Annotated in this window: 12 protein-coding genes, 1 tRNA gene and 1 pseudogene; 2 read left to right on the top strand and 12 right to left on the bottom strand. The window is 57.5% G+C overall.

Annotated features, from left to right (window positions below):
- Nucleotides 1-234 precede the first annotated feature (234 nt).
- Complete coding sequence (locus tag GSD1FS_RS09750; protein WP_246165819.1) at nucleotides 235-1053, top strand: biotin transporter BioY; 819 nt, start codon at nucleotides 235-237, stop codon at nucleotides 1051-1053.
- Between the two features lie 397 nt (nucleotides 1054-1450).
- Here GSD1FS_RS09750 and GSD1FS_RS10405 read toward each other — a convergent pair.
- The 12 genes and pseudogenes from GSD1FS_RS10405 to rplU all read right to left on the bottom strand — a co-directional run.
- A pseudogene (locus GSD1FS_RS10405) lies at nucleotides 1451-1945 on the bottom strand (biotin--[acetyl-CoA-carboxylase] ligase); the annotation flags it as partial.
- Nucleotides 1946-1980: 35 nt separating this feature from the next.
- Nucleotides 1981-2754: a PucR family transcriptional regulator gene (locus GSD1FS_RS04405; protein WP_155588558.1), complete on the bottom strand. Its 774-nt coding sequence runs from the start codon at nucleotides 2752-2754 to the stop codon at nucleotides 1981-1983.
- 217 nt (nucleotides 2755-2971) lie between these two features.
- Entirely contained in the window at nucleotides 2972-3661 is a 690-nt protein-coding gene (gene rplA / locus GSD1FS_RS04400; RefSeq protein WP_155588557.1) for a 50S ribosomal protein L1, read from the bottom strand.
- Between the two features lie 19 nt (nucleotides 3662-3680).
- Nucleotides 3681-4112 (bottom strand): 50S ribosomal protein L11, encoded by a 432-nt coding sequence (rplK, locus tag GSD1FS_RS04395; protein WP_155588556.1) that lies wholly within the window; start codon nucleotides 4110-4112, stop codon nucleotides 3681-3683.
- Between the two features lie 232 nt (nucleotides 4113-4344).
- Nucleotides 4345-5340 (bottom strand): transcription termination/antitermination protein NusG, encoded by a 996-nt coding sequence (gene nusG / locus GSD1FS_RS04390; RefSeq protein ID WP_196425030.1) that lies wholly within the window; start codon nucleotides 5338-5340, stop codon nucleotides 4345-4347.
- Nucleotides 5341-5508: 168 nt separating this feature from the next.
- A complete protein-coding gene (secE, locus tag GSD1FS_RS04385) occupies nucleotides 5509-5739 on the bottom strand; it encodes a preprotein translocase subunit SecE (RefSeq protein WP_155588555.1) in 231 nt (76 codons plus the stop codon).
- A gap of 38 nt (nucleotides 5740-5777) precedes the next feature.
- Nucleotides 5778-5850, bottom strand: a tRNA-Trp gene (locus GSD1FS_RS04380).
- Between the two features lie 298 nt (nucleotides 5851-6148).
- Nucleotides 6149-7360, bottom strand: coding sequence for a pyridoxal phosphate-dependent aminotransferase (locus tag GSD1FS_RS04375; RefSeq protein WP_155588554.1), 1212 nt, complete (start codon nucleotides 7358-7360; stop codon nucleotides 6149-6151).
- Nucleotides 7361-8203: 843 nt separating this feature from the next.
- The gene (gene proB, locus GSD1FS_RS04370) at nucleotides 8204-9382 is read right to left on the bottom strand and encodes a glutamate 5-kinase (protein WP_155588553.1); all 1179 of its coding nucleotides are present in this window, start codon (nucleotides 9380-9382) and stop codon (nucleotides 8204-8206) included.
- A gap of 39 nt (nucleotides 9383-9421) precedes the next feature.
- Nucleotides 9422-11104 (bottom strand): GTPase ObgE, encoded by a 1683-nt coding sequence (gene obgE / locus GSD1FS_RS04365; RefSeq protein ID WP_343030196.1) that lies wholly within the window; start codon nucleotides 11102-11104, stop codon nucleotides 9422-9424.
- A 646-nt stretch (nucleotides 11105-11750) separates the two neighbouring features.
- Complete coding sequence (gene rpmA / locus GSD1FS_RS04360; protein WP_155588552.1) at nucleotides 11751-12002, bottom strand: 50S ribosomal protein L27; 252 nt, start codon at nucleotides 12000-12002, stop codon at nucleotides 11751-11753.
- Nucleotides 12003-12043: 41 nt separating this feature from the next.
- Nucleotides 12044-12352, bottom strand: a complete 309-nt coding sequence (gene rplU, locus GSD1FS_RS04355) for a 50S ribosomal protein L21 (protein ID WP_155588551.1) — start codon at nucleotides 12350-12352, stop codon at nucleotides 12044-12046.
- Nucleotides 12353-12714: 362 nt separating this feature from the next.
- Here rplU and GSD1FS_RS04350 point away from each other — a divergent pair, with 362 nt between their 5' ends.
- On the top strand, nucleotides 12715-15528 hold the full coding sequence (locus GSD1FS_RS04350; protein WP_246165817.1) for a glycosyl hydrolase 53 family protein: 2814 nt from the start codon (nucleotides 12715-12717) through the stop codon (nucleotides 15526-15528).
- Nucleotides 15529-15581: the final 53 nt, after the last annotated feature.

Raw genomic sequence — 15581 nt, 5'->3', positions numbered from 1 at the left:
ATTTCTCATGGATTGTGTTGTGAGCAACCCCGGATTTTCTAGAAATACTACAGAAGAAGAGTAATTACCTAATTTCACGATGCGAAACGCCGTCCACAGAAATCAAGACTATGCAACTTTGCATGCAAATATGCATAAACATATGCATTTCATCTGTTGTGCTCGGCAGATTGCGCCTTCCCTCGGGCAGGCGACTGCCGAGCGCGCAGAGAAGATCGCAAGAAAGAAGGAACGATGCGCGAAACCTTGCTCACCGCCACACGATCCATGTCACGCCGTGCTCTGCTGCGTGCGGTATTGCCGTCCATCATCGTCACAGCATTGCTGTGCGGAGCGACCGCAGTCGGTAAGATTCCAGTGCCGGGAACGCCTGTGCCAATCACATTGCAGACTTTCGTGCTGATGCTCGCCGCGTTGACACTGGGCTGGCAGCGCGCAGGCGCCGGCGCGATCATGTATCTGGGTCTGGGTGCAGCCGGTGTGCCGGTATTCGCAGGTGGCGGCTCCACATTGACTTTGATCGGACCTTCCGGCGGCTTTTTGATCGGATTCCTGCCATCGGTCATCGTTGCGTCGGTGCTCGCCGGCAAGCATGCGCCAACTGCGAGCGCACACAAATCAGATTCGCCAGCCGTATATCACGCTACCGCCACGGTGAACCCGCAGGTTGAGCCTGCGCGAAACTGCGCTGAACCTTGTGCAGAAAGTGCCGTATTGGGCGCCTCAAGCTTTGGAACTACATTGGATTCGACCCCGCGAACCACGTGGCGGCATGCAGTGTACGCGCTGCGCTGCGGCATCACTTCACATCCAATCGCTCATGCAGTTTGGCGATACGCGTTGCGTGCCTTGCGCTATGCCACGGCATGCACCTTCGGCTTCCTGATCGTGGGCTATTTCTTTGGCGCGGCCTTCCAATCCACGGTAACGGGCATGCCGCTGAGCGTCACCGCGGCGTCGACGCTCGCCTTCGTGCCGGGCGATCTCCTCAAAATCGCCCTCGCCTCTCTTCTAGCCGCCGCAGCCAGCTACTCTGCATCCTCCGTTGCTTAAAACGCTACAGTTCCACCGGAAGCACGCCTACGTCGGCGGTTTGCACGATGTGCGGCTTGTTGCTGTCATCGGTCATCGTCAGCGAAGCATCGGAGTTGATCGTGCGCGCAACACCGAGCTGCGTCGTGCCATCCGCATAATGCACCACGATGGCCTTGCCAAGCGTCCAGCATTCTTCGAGCACGCGCTTGTGCAGGTCCTGAGCATACGTGTCTGGGTGCATGCCAAACTCCCATAGCCGTTTCTCCAAACCCTGCACAGTGCTTGCGGCGATGTAGTCCGCGAGCATGCGAACGGGCGGGAACGCGGTGCCCGGCGTGCACTGCGTCACCAGTTGCAACGACGTCGACTCCGGTGTCGGCAGCTCCGCCGGCGACACGTCGAGGTTCAAGCCGACGCCGAAGATGACCGCCATCGTGCTCGAATCATTCGGCAATTGCACGAGTTGCGCGAGAATACCGCCGAGCTTCATGCCGTGATACACGATGTCGTTCGGCCATTTGAGCAGCACGTCGTTGCGCATGCCACCCGCTTCGTTGCGCCATTCCAAGTTCGTGTGCGCAACGGTGTGGCGAAGCGCGTCGATCACAGAGAGGCCGGCGATCATCTGCAACCAGCCGTTGAGCTTCGGGTTCTTGGCGAGATCCGCGTTGACCGCGCTGATGAAGGATCCGATGAACGATTTGCCTGGCGCCGACATCCATGTGTGATCGAGACGTCCCCTGCCTGCGGTCTGCGTTTGCGCGAACACCACAGTCACGCCGTCACGTGAAAACTGACCGTTTGACACGAGTTGCGCAGCGTAATCATTCGTAGAAGATACTGTGTCGAGAGAAATTACGTGTGCGAGAGCTCGTGTTTTCGAATAATCACCGGTCAGAATGCTAGTCATGTGTTCGATTATAGATTGCGTTTGCACAGCGCGTATTATGCGCGCGCCGCACGCATACGCCCCAGCGCGATCGCCGTGTTGAGCACGAAGGCGTCACGCGGGTCATTCGCGTCCCAGCCGGTTGTTTCCGCCGCTTTTTTGAGACGGTAGCGCACAGTGTTCGGGTGCACGTTGAGCTCTTTCGCGGTGGCTTCGAGCGAGCCGCCGTGTTTGAGGAACGTTGACACGGTGATGTACGAGGGATCATCTTCGCTCTCGCCGTGCAGCACGAGATACACGTTCTGGTACAACTCCTCGCGCGCAACGTCATCGCCGAGCAGCGCGCGCTCTGGCAGCAGTTCGTCTGCGCGCAATGGGCGCGATGGATTCGTCAGCGACGGTGCCGCCTGCAGCGAGAACAATGTTTCGCGTACCGCTCGGCTTGCGCCGGTCACGCCTTCGCGCACTGGGCTCAAATACACGGCGTCGCTTTCCGCGAACGCCGGCAGCGACGCCGTGCAGACGATCTCCGGACTCACCGCCGCCTCGAGCTGCACGCACGCCATCGCGAAGTTGCCATACATACCGAAAACGGCGTGCGAACCGCCGAAATCACGCACCGCGCTGCCGATTTGATTGAACGTGTCCGTAGCGGACTGCGCCGGCGTGCCGCCAAGCGCGAAGCATTGGAAGTTGCCGCGCCAGCCGATCAGATTCATCAGTGACACCACGCGCGCGTCGTCGATGCCGGAGATCAAGCATTCGAACACGAGTCTGCTCACCGCGTTGTCGTCGATGTCTCCGCCGAGAAGGTCAAGAATATCTGGCATCTCTGGCACCTCATGACCTCCTCATTATTCTTTGGCTAAGTTATTTGAGCATTGTTCGCATTTGATTATTGCACACGACTTCCGCGTACAACAGTGTACACAGGCATCTTTATTTGCGGATGCGCATATCCGCAGAAATATATCGGCTCCACATGATTACCATGTGGAGCCCATACAGCGTTCAGCTCTAATGCGCTAGAGTATTGGTCTGTGCGAATCAGAGGGAAGCTGGGTCGACCGGGATGCCCGGATTCATCGTCGAGCTGATCGTAGCCTTCGTGATGTAGCGACCCTTAACAGTGGACGGCTTGAGACGCTTGATCTCGTCGGCCACTGCGCGGAAGTTCTGATCGAGAGCTTCAGCGGTGAACGAGAGCTTGCCGAAGAGGAAGCTCAGGTTGCCGTTCTTGTCGACACGGAAGTCGACCTTGCCGCCCTTGATGTCTTTGATCGCCTTGGTGACGTCCATGGTCACCGTGCCGGTCTTCGGGTTCGGCATGAGGCCACGCGGACCGAGCACACGGCCCAAACGACCGACCTTGCCCATCATGTCTGGGGTGGCGACGACGGAGTCGAAGTCGAGGAAGCCGTCGGCGACCTTCTGCACGAGGTCGTCATCACCGACGATGTCGGCGCCAGCCTCGAGAGCCTCGGTAGCCTTCGGGCCACGTGCGAACACGAGGACCTTGGCGGTCTTACCGGTGCCGTTCGGCAGGTTGACGGAACCACGAACGAGCTGGTCGGCCTTGCGCGGGTCGACGTTCAAGCGGAGCACAGCTTCGACGGTCTGGTCGAAGTTGTATTCCGGCATGCTCTTGAGCAGAGCGATAGCTTCTTCCGGGGTGTACAGGTTGTTGCGGTCAATGCGCTCGGCCGCTTCACGATACTTCTTGGAGTGCTTAGCCATTTGTCTCTATCCTCTCAGCTCAGTCGTTCACCGTGATGCCCATCGAACGCGCGGAGCCTTCGATGATCTTCATTGCGGCATCGATGTCACGAGCGGACAGATCGGCCATCTTGGTCTCGGCGATTTCCTTGACCTGGGCCTTGGTGACGGAACCAACCTTGCCGGTGAGCGGGTTGGAAGCACCCTTGCTGACGCCTGCGGCCTTCTTCAGCAGATCGGAAGCCGGCGGGGTCTTGAGAACGAAGGTGAAAGAACGGTCTTCGTAAACGGTGATCTCGACTGGGATGACCTGACCCATCTTGTCCTGCGTAGCAGCATTGTATGCCTTGCAGAAGTCCATGATGTTCACGCCGTGGGAACCCAGAACCGGGCCGAGCTTCTGGCCAGGATTGGCCTTGCCAGCCTCGATCTGGAGCTTAATCAGCGCCGAGACTTTCTTCTTTGGAGCCATTGTATGGTTCTTCTTTCTATGACGCGGTGGTAACGGCACCGTTTGGCGCCTTCCGCAATCGATATTGTTCACAGCCGCATCTTGCAGGCATCACAAAGAATGCCCCTCAAGACACAACGTATCAAAATTATCACTGCACATTGACGAACACAAGGCGAGCAACCCAAATAACAAATCGTCCCTGCCAGCATGAGGATCACACTGGCAGGGACGATTGCTTCACAGGTTAGTTTCACGCATCGAGGCGCTGCACCTGATCGAAACCAAGCTCGACCGGCGTATCGCGGCCGAAGATGGAAACGAGCACGGTGAGCTTCTGCGTGGTCGGCTCGACGTCGGAGACCACTGCAGACATCGACGTGAATGGGCCATCGGTGACGGTGACCTGATCGCCGACCTTGTAGGAGACCTCGATCGTGCGCTTCTTGGCGGCTGCCGGCTTGTCGCCAGCTTCCTTAAGAGCCTGAGAAGCGATCATCGGAGCCATCATCGACACGACTTCCTTGCGGCTGAGCGGCGCAGGCTCGCGAGACGGGCCCACGAAGCCGGTCACGCCTTCGGTCTCACGAACAATGCGACGTGCATTCTCATCTGGATACATGCGGATGAGCACATAGCCGGGCACACGCACGCGGGTGACGACCTTCTTACCCTTCTCGGTGTGCTTTTCGACCTCTTCCATCGGCACTTCCACCTGGAAGATCGTGTCTTCCAAACCGAAGCTCTGCACGCGCGACTCGATGTTGCTCTTCACGCGCTTCTCGTAACCGGAATAGGTGTGGAGCACGTACCACTTGCCTTCCAGCGTGCGCAGGCTCTTCGAGAATTCCTTGACGGCCTTGGCGCCGGCGTCTTCCTCTTCCGGCTCTTCGGCATTGGCCTCGTTGGAGTCGGCGGAATCCGCAGCCTCATCCGTCGTACCGTCGGAATGCGCGTCGGCGTCGCCTTCAGCGGAGGAATCAACAGAATCGTCCAACGAATCGACTTCAACCGAAGCAGCCTCGTCAGCGGGAGCGGAGTCCGCGGCGTTCACTGCGTCATATGCCATGCCTTCAGCCACGTCTTCGCTCGGCGAAGCAGCCTCAACCTGATCAATCTTGACGTCATCAGCCGTCTGAGCGTCTGCGTCATCAGCGCTCACGGCATCGAGATTGATGGCCGCGCCGCTCGTCTCCTCAGCGTCTTCGGGCAGATTGTCGATATTTTCCAGATTCACTTCATCAGTCATGCAGCTTCACCTTTATATTTTCTACGAATAAGAATGTCTGTAAACTACAGTCTAGAATACACAATGTCTATACCAGCATGAGCGGTACATTGACATAGTGCGCGTAATCACATGCAAAAATTTAGGCATACCGAAGTATGCCTAAATTGCTTCACGTTTATGTAAGTCTCAGCCGAAGATGAGGAATGCCAACTTGCCGAGACCGAAGTCCATAGCAGTGACGAACACCATCAGCAGCGCCACGAAAATGAACACCGCGAGCGACCACATGAACAGCTGCTTGCGCGTCGGCGTCACGACCTTGCGCATTTCGTCGATGATCTGCTTGATGAACAGGCCGATGCGCATGAAGATGTTCGGCTTGACTACCTCTTCACCGTGATCTGTTTTCTTTGCCATGCGCCCTCCGTTGGCTTAGTCTTACTCGACTCAATTTGCAGGGAAGGCGGGACTCGAACCCACAACCTACGGTTTTGGAGACCGTTGCGCTACCAATTGCGCCACTTCCCTAAGCATTTCGCCTCGCTGTTTCCAGCTCGGTAAAACCGCCAAGAAGATATAGTAGCGGACTCTTCCGACTTTAGTCAATCGCGCGTGCCGTCTTCGCGTTTCACGCACATTTCGCAACACTTTGCACAGCGAACTCTCGCCTTTCGTTCCACATTTTGCTGGCGGGGATATAAAACTCGCACAATGCCAAGTATCTCAACGTGCATTTCGTTGAAAATAGCGGTTTTTATGCACGCATACTTGCATATAGCTGAGTTTTATATCCCCGCCAGCAAAATAGAGCACCCAGTGTGCTCACTCAGGCCTCCGCCCACTCCTTGAAGCGGCGCATGCCCTCGGTGATCTGATCGTCAGCGACCGCGTACGAGAAGCGCAGATACCCCGGCGCGCCGAACGCCTCGCCCGGCACCGCGGCAACGTGGCCTTCTTCAAGAAGAGCCGCAGCCAAGTCCGCGCTCGTCGTGAACGTCTGCTTATTCGGACCGATCGGACGATTGAGCAGACCTGAGATGTCTGGGAACGCATAGAACGCGCCCTTCGGCATCGGGCAATACACGCCGTCGATCTCGTTGAGCGAGTCGACGATTGCGCGGCGGCGCACGTCGAACGCATCGCGCATATCAGCCACTGCGTCGAGCGGTCCGCCGACTGCTGCGGTAGCCGCGCGCTGAGCAATATTGTTGACGTTCGAAGTCATATGCCCCTGCAGCTTGCTCGCCGCCTTCGCCACGCGCTCCGGCGCGACCATCCAGCCGACGCGCCAGCCTGGCATTGCGTAGGTCTTCGCCACGCCGTTGAGCATGATCAGCTGCTCGCGAATCTCCGGCACGACCGCACCGATGTAGCTCGTGTGCACGCCGTCGTAAGTGAGGTGTTCGTAGATCTCGTCACTGATGACCCAAATATTGTGCTCAAGTGCCCAATTCGCAATGTCGCGAATGGTTTTCTCGCTCCACACCGCACCGGTCGGATTGTTTGGAGTGGTCACGACGATCGCCTTGGTGTGCTCGGTACGCGCCGCTTCAATGTCTGCAATGTTCGGCTCGAAGTTCACGTCCGCGCCCGCGAACACGGTCACCGGCTTGCCGCCCGCGAGCTTCACCATCTCGGTGTAGCTCGTCCAATACGGCGTCGGCACAATCACTTCGTCGCCGTCGTTGAGCAGCAACTGGAACGATTCATACACCGCCTGCTTACCACCATTGGTAACGACGACCTGCTCTGGCGTGACCTCGAAACCGGAGTCGCGCAGCACTTTCTTCGCAACTGCTTCGCGCAGTTCCGGCAGACCTGCCGTCGGCGTGTATTTGTAGTTCGCCGGATTCACCACGGCCGCCGCCGCCACTTCGACGATTGGCTCTGGCGTTGGGAAGTTCGGCTCGCCGGCGCCGAAGACCACGACGTCGATTCCGGCTGCTTTCATAGCTTTCGCTTTGGAGTCTACGGCGAGGGTCGCGCTCGGCGACACATTATTGATACGATCTGACAGTGGGAGTTGTTCTGTAGCCATGCCCCTATGCTATCTCTGCAAGTCAACAACTCTTGAGCAATATCACCACGCGAACATCATGCTCTGCGCCCCTCCGCCAAAAATTGCATAAAACAGCAAACCAGTACGCTAGAGCAAAGAACTTTTGCTGTTTTAACGCGCATCTTTGCTGTTTTTACCTATAAATCAACCTGAATATAGGTAAAACAGCAAATCACTCTGCTAAAACGGCAAACCCAGTGATGGAAACAGCAAAACAAGATCTTTCGCTGTTATCACACATACTGTTGCCGTTTTTACTCACAAAATGCCCTAAATCTATGTAAAACAGCAAATCCAAGATAGAAAACGGCGAAACCGAACTCTTTCGCCGTTTTCGCCTTTGCTTTTGCTGTTTTGACTTACGAAGCACTCTACAAATAGGTAAAAGCGGCAAATCCAATGGCGAAAACAGCAAATCTAAGTATTTTTGCCGTTACTACACCCCTTCTTGCTGTTTTTACTTACAAATTGACTTGAATATAGGTAAAAACATCAAATCTACCTGTCAAAACGGCAAATCTTGTAATAGAGAATAGTAGAACAGGATCTTTTGCTGTTATGACATATACTTTTGCTGTTTTTACCTATAAAGTGGATCAAATCTATGCAAAAACAGCAAATCCACCTGCTAAAACGGCAAATCCAGAGATGACAGGAACTTCTCTACCGTGTCGGTGAGTTTGCTGGCGGGATATAAAACTCAAATATAGGCAAATATACAGTTCTGCAAAACCGCTATTTTCCAACGAAATGCGATTCATGATACTTGGCTTTAGAAGAGTTTTATATCCCCGCCAGCAAACTAGGAGGAAAATAAACCAGTTAGAGCAGTACCAGATTGTCGCGGTGCACGAGCGGGTGGGCATATTCCTCACCGAGTAGGCGACGCAGCTGCGAAGTGTTGCGCCCGAGCATGTTCGGGATTTCCTCGGAATCGTAGCCGGCCAAGCCGCGTGCCAAATGGTTGCCGTTTTCATCGTCGATCCACACCGGATCCCCGGCAGCGAAATCACCGCGCGCCTCCACCACACCGGCCGCGAGCAGACTCGCACGCCCGCCGCGCACAGCATTGGCGGCACCGGAATCGGCGACGAGCACGCCTCGCGGATGCGCCGCGAACTTGATCCACAGGCGGCGGGCCGAGCCGCGCTGCTTCACGGGAGCGAACGCAGTGCCCACCTCATCACCCATCAAAGCGGGGCCGGCGTTCGGAGCGGCGGTCAGCACCGTCGGAATCCCTGAAACGGCAGCCATTCGAGCGGCTTCGAGTTTGGTCACCATGCCGCCGGTGCCGACGCCGGACTCCGAACCACCCACGCGAATGTCGTCGAGCATCGCAGTGATATTCGGCACGAAAGTGATCTTATGCGAGCCAGGTTCGCTCGGCGGAGCGGTGTAGAGCGCGTCCACGTCGGTGAGCAGCACGAGTGCGTCGGCGCGCACCATATTCGCGATCAGCGCGGAGAGCCGGTCGTTGTCGCCAAACCGAATCTCGTTGCTGGCGAGCGCGTCGTTTTCGTTGACGATCGGCACGACTCCCAGCTCAAGCAGTTTCGCCATTGTGCGGCGAGCGTTGCGGTATTGCTGCGGCCGCATCGTGTCTTCGGCGGTGATGAGCAGCTGCCCCACACGTATGCCGTACTGCCCGAACGCCATCTCGTACTGCGCCATCAGCAGCCCCTGCCCCACCGACGCGGTTGCCTGCTGAGTTGCCACGTCGGTGGGTCGGGAGTCGAATCCGAGCGGGCCGAATCCTGCGGCGATTGCGCCCGACGACACGAGCACGATGTTGCCGCCGAGCATGCACACCTGTGCGATCGCGCCTACGAGAGCGCCCAGTTTGTCGACGTCAAGGTGCCCGGACGGCTGCGTGAGCGAGCTCGAACCGACTTTCACCACAACGGTTTGCGCACTCGCCACCGCGCGGCGAACCTCTTCTTGCGTAAGTTCCGTACGCTCGGTCTGTGCGCTGTGTTCAGACTGCTCTGACTCGCCCTGCATATTCTCCCCGTATTTTAATAATTAATTATTATTATTTGCTCACTCAGCAGAGTCGGAATCTTGCATTTCTTCAGATTCTCCGCGACCGAACAATGATTTCTCATCATGCTTGTCGTCGTCCACCGACGGATCCGCCCAGTGGCCGGCCTCGCGCTCGGCTTGCATGGCTGCGCGAACTGCTGCGCGCGCGTCCATCATCTCGTGATATTCACGACGACGCTCCGTGTTCGTGCGCCTGTGCGAACGCCCGCTGTCTTCCTGCAAACGCAGATCATTACCGCGCGAGCCGAGCTGCGCGCCGTCGAGCATTTCGGCGCCGGCGGCAATCGTCGGATCCCAGTCGAACGCAACGGCTCGATCGCCGCGGCCAATGCGCACTTCGTCGCCGGCGTGCGCGCCCTTCTTGCGCAGCGCGTCTTCCACGCCCAGCTTGGCGAGGCGGTCGGCGAGGTAACCCACAGCTTCGTCGTTGTCGAAGTTCGTCTGCATCACCCAGCGTTCCGGTTTCGTGCCGGTGACGGTGAACCAGAAATTACCGTGTCCGTCATCTTCGCGCACGATGTCGAACTCGGCAACGTCTGCGTTACGGCCGTTGCGACGGCGGGTTGCCGCGTCATCGAGCGGTTTGATGACCACGCGCTCTTCCTCAACGGTTTCCTCGCGCTGTGCAATATCCGCGCGCATCTGCTTGACGAGTTTGGCGAGCGCGAAGTTGAGCTCTTTGAGTCCTTCGTGAGATGCGGTTGAGATCTCATATACCGGAAGATCGAGCTTCTCGAAGTCCGGGCGCACGAAGTCGGCGAGTTCCTTGGCGTCGAGCACATCTACCTTATTGAGGATGATGACTCGCGGACGCTCAGGAATCGGGATCGCACCGAGCGGCAGTTCGAGCTCGTTCGCGTATTCTCCGAGTTCCTTTTCGAGCGCGTAGTAGTCGCTCAGCGGGTCGCGATCGGGGTCGATCGTGGCGCAATCGATCACGTGCGCGATGATCTCCGTGCGCTCAATGTGACGCAGGAACTGCAAGCCGAGGCCCTTGCCCTGGGAGGCGCCCGGGATGAGTCCCGGCACGTCGGCGATCGTGTAGCGCATATCGCCGGCCTGCACGACGCCCAGATTTGGCACGAGCGTGGTGAACGGGTAGTCCGCGATCTTCGGCTTGGCAGCCGACATCGCCGCGATAAGCGACGACTTGCCTGCCGACGGGAAGCCCACCAATGCCACGTCTGCGATCGACTTGAGCTCCAAAATCAGGTCTCGCTCTTCACCCGGCTCGCCGAGCAGCGCGAACCCTGGTGCGCGACGCGTTTTATTGGCGAGCGCCGCATTGCCCAAACCGCCTGCGCCACCTGCAGCAGCGACGAAGCGGTCGCCTGCATGACGCAAATCAGCGAGCACTGCGCCAGGGTGCTTTGGCTGCCCTTGCGCGCCCTTCGCCTCGAACACCACAGTGCCGACTGGCACCGGAAGAATCAAGTCTGCACCCTGTGAGCCGTCTTTGGTGTCTCCGAGCCCCATCGTGCCGCTTTCCGCAGTGCGGTGCGGCACAAAACGGAAGTCAAGCAACGAGTTCGCGTTCGGGTCTGCCTCGAAAATCACCGAGCCGCCCTTGCCGCCATTGCCGCCATTCGGCCCAGCCAGCGGCTTGTATTTCTCGCGGCGAATACCGGCCGACCCATTGCCGCCGTCGCCGCCCTTCACATGCACTGTCACACGATCCACAAATCACTCATAACGCCCCATTCTATCTATGTGCTGCTATTTCAAGCTTTGTGCTGCTATTTCAGTCCGTTCCGCTTGCTTCAACCCGCGCCTGCGCCTATCTCTTCCGCAACCTGCGCGCATGTTGTCTAACGCAGATAAACAACACAACTAGTTTCCGCCACCAAACTGTGCAATTCGTCTAGTCCGCTTAGACAATATGACTATCCCCGCCGCCAAACTGTGCATGTTGTATAGCACAGATAGACAGCATGACTGTTTCTACTACCTAATCTGTGCAAGTTGTCCAAACTCAATGGACAAGCCGACCGAATCCTGCGCCAAAGTGTGCATGTCGCATAACGTCCGTAGACAATATGACCATTTTCCGCCGAATGCACATGTTGTCTAGTCAGTTTAGACAACATGGCTGCCTGCGCCGCCAAAATGTGCATGTTGCCGCAGATAAGACGACAATATGCACATAGACACACTCTCACATGGTCATACTGTCTGAGCAAACGCGACAACATGCACACTTACGCTGCCCAAACCGTGCAAGTTGTCTATGTGGCTGAGACAACATGCACATAACCCACCGCCAGATATGCAAAAGCCCCCGCATATGCAGGGGCTTGCTAAAAACTATGCGCTATGAACGCCAGCGTCACTCGGTAACGACGTCGACGACCTTGCGATCGCGGCGGATGCCGTAGCGAACGTTGCCGTCGGCCAGTGCGAACAGCGTGTGATCCTTGCCGAGACCAACGTTGTGGCCTGGGTGGAACTTGGTGCCACGCTGACGAACGAGAATGTTACCAGCGACAACAGCTTCGCCGCCGAACTTCTTCACGCCGAGGTATTGAGGATTTGAATCGCGACCGTTACGCGAGCTGGACGCGCCCTTCTTATGTGCCATTGTTGTTCCTTTCGGTACCTAACTGACTGCTGAACTCGAAATCAGGCGATTGCCGTGATCTTGACCTGAGTCAGCTTCTGGCGATGGCCCTTGCGGCGGGCAACGCCGGTCTTGTTCTTGAACTTCTGGATGCGGATCTTCGGACCCTTGGCATCGTCGTTGACGACCTCGCCCTTGACGGAGATCTTCGCGAGATCAGCGGCCGCGAGCACAACCTTGGAGCCGTCCACAACCAGCGCAACCGGGAACTCCACGGTTTCACCGTTCTTGGCTTCGAGACGGTTGACGAGAATGGTATCGCCGACCTCGACCTTTTCCTGATGGCCACCGGCCTTCACAATCGCGTACATATCTGTTCCTTTATTCACTTGGAAAGCTTACTGCCCAGCACGTTTGAGCCTCACGGCCAGACACCATCAATCAAATATACACAACCCCGCGAACAACAACACATGGACTGCCCGGCGTGTTGCATTGCCGCAGAAAGCAGCGGTGCCGCAGGAGGCAGATACAGACGCTCGGCAATCTGCGCAAAGCGCTAACTCGACGAATATACCAAACTCAGCACGCCTCGGCACATATTTTCGTTGGCTGACACACGCTACTATACTGAAATATTGAGATTTGGTACACTGTTGTACCAAATTCTTAAACAACCATAACACACAACAAGAAATAAGAGAAACAGCAGAGAAATAAATCAAGGAGCAATATGAATCACAGAAGATTCATGCACACCACACTGGCCACTATGGCAACGCTTGCCATGCTGGCAACGGGCGGCGCGGTCTGCGCAGCCACAGCGGTCACCGCGAACGCCGCAGAAGACGCCACCGCAGTGCACGCAGATATCAATGTGAAGAAAATCGAGAACCTGCCCACCGACTTCATCGGCGGCGCGGACATCTCGTCAATGATGTCTCTCGAGGAAAGCGGCGTCAGCTTCAAAGACGCCAACGGCACCACCGAAGATCTCTTCAAACTGCTCAAAGACAACGGCTGGAACTACGTTCGCCTGCGCGTATGGAACGACCCGTTCACCGCAGACGGTCAGGGCTACGGCGGCGGCAACGTGAACGCCGACCGCGCGCTCGCTATGGCAAAACGCGCCACCGCGGCAGGTCTCAAGGTGCTCGTCGACTTCCACTACTCCGATTTCTGGGCCGATCCCGGCAAGCAGCAGGTGCCGAAAGCTTGGAAGAGCTTTAACGGCGACACCGCCAAAACCGCCGACGCCGTGTATAACTACACCAAGCAGACGCTCACTACCTTCAAGAACGCCGGCGTCGACGTTGGCATGGTGCAGGTCGGCAATGAAACGAATTCGAAGATCGCCGGAATCTCGGGCTGGAAGAACATGGCACAGATTTTCAACGCCGGTTCGAAGGCCGTGCGCGAAGTGCTGCCGGGCGCAAAGGTGGCGATTCACTTCACCAACCCCGAGAAGAAGGATTATTTGACGCGCGCGGATTCGCTCAATCAATACAACGTTGACTACGACGTGTTCGCCAGCTCATATTACCCGTTCTGGCATGGCACGACGGAGAATCTGACGCAGCAGCTCAAGGCTGTGGCTCAGAGGTATCACAAAGACGTCATGGTAGCGGAGACTTCGTGGGCATACACGCTCGAAGACGGCGACGGCGACTCGAACACCGTGCCGTCGAAGGTGTCTGCCGACGCGCTCAACACATACGCGATTTCCGCGCAAGGCCAGGCAGACGAGTTCCGCGCTGTTTCCGATGCCGTCAATAACATCGGCGACAACGACGGCGACGGCGAGAACGACGGCCTTGGCGTGTTCTATTGGGAACCCGCTTGGATTCCTGTGGGCACGGGCGGCAAGACCAACGCCGAGCTCGTGAAGAAGTGGAATGAATACGGCGGTGGCTGGGCGACGAAGGCCGCTGGCGAATACGACCCAACCGATGCAGGCAAGAACTGGGGCGGATCCGGCGTTGACAATCAGGCACTGTTCGCGTTTGACGGCACCGCACTGCCGTCGCTTGCCACGCCGAAGTACCTGCGCACCGGCGCAGTCACCGACCACACGTTCACTCAGATCACGCCAGTGACGATTTCCGTTGACGATTCCGGCGACAACGCCGCGGTCATCGCCGCTGTGAAGGCGAAGCTGCCCGCACAGGTGACCGCTGAATATAAGGATGGCGTGAACGAGACTGAAGACGTGACGTGGAACACCGCCGCCGCAGACTGGATCCGCGGCGCTGGCACATACACGATCACCGGCACCACGAAGGCGAACCATTCGGCCACCGCCACGATCACGGTGAACGCCGCGACTCCTGAGAACTATGTGACCGACGGCAGTTTCGAAGATCAGACTCACGACGCCGACTGGGCCCTCTCCGGCACCGGCGTGAAAATCGGCACGGAGAACCCGTCTGACGGCAAACGCGCGCTCGACTTCTGGGCAAGCACTCCGTATGAGTTCACTGTGACCCGCACGATCACCGGCCTCGAACCCGGCGAATACACGCTCACCGCAAAGGGCGAGGGCGCATACGTGGGCGGCAACTCCACAGACAACCCGCTCACGCTGAGTGGCAACGGCAACGGCAAGACGAATTCCGCGAACTTCGAACTCGCCGGCTGGAAACAGTGGAACAGCCCGAAGGTGCAGGTGACCGTTGGTGATGACGGCACTGCCACTATCACCATCAACGGCAAGCTCGCTGCCGGAGATTGGGGCAGCATCGACGAGATTTCGCTCACGAAGACTCAAGCCGAGACCACGAAGCCCGACACCACTGCGCTCACCGACGCGATCGACAAGGCCAAGGCCGTTTCCCGCGACGACTACACGAACGACTCGCTCGCCGCGCTCGACAACGCGGTTGAGTCCGCCAATGTGCTGCTCGCCGGCAGTGACGCCACTGCAGACGATGTGACCGCCGCTACGAAGATGGTGAACGACGCCATCAACGCGTTGGCGAAGAAGCAGATCTTCGCGCTGGGAATCACTCCGGTGAAGACTGACTACACGGTTGGCGACACGATTGCCGACGCCGACCTGAAGGTGGTTGGCAATTACGCAGGCGGCATGGGTTCCGTCGCTCTTATGCCGGATCAGTATTTGCTGGCTTATGATTTCTCGAAGCCGAACGACGCCGCCAAGGTGACGGTGACGCTGAAGTCTGACCCGTCGATCTCCGACTCCTACACCGTGAAGGTCGCCGCGAAGACTCCTGCAGACACTGGCGAGACCGGCTCTGGCGATTCCGGAAATACTGGAAACACTGGTAATACTGGAAATACCGGCAATACCGGAACTGCTGGCAACACCGGCAATAACGCTGCCTCCGGCAAGCATGACACCGCAGCTCAGCAGCCCGCTGCTGGCACAAGCAAGCCTGCCGATACCGCGGCGAAGGAAGCTCAGCAACCATATGTGGGCGCTGCGATTGCCAGCACCGGCGCTTCAACGCAGATTATCGCTGCACTGGCAGCTCTCGCGTTGACGCTGGGCGCGGCTGTGCTGTTGGTTCGCAAGGCTCGTAGCTAATTAGCGAGTATTACTACCGATAGATAGTTCACGCAGCAAAATACGAGGTGGGT

The organism is Bifidobacterium canis, from assembly GCF_009727065.1.
In the GTDB taxonomy this organism is placed as follows: domain Bacteria; phylum Actinomycetota; class Actinomycetes; order Actinomycetales; family Bifidobacteriaceae; genus Bifidobacterium; species Bifidobacterium canis.
This window is presented reverse-complemented; position numbering and strand designations above follow the sequence as displayed.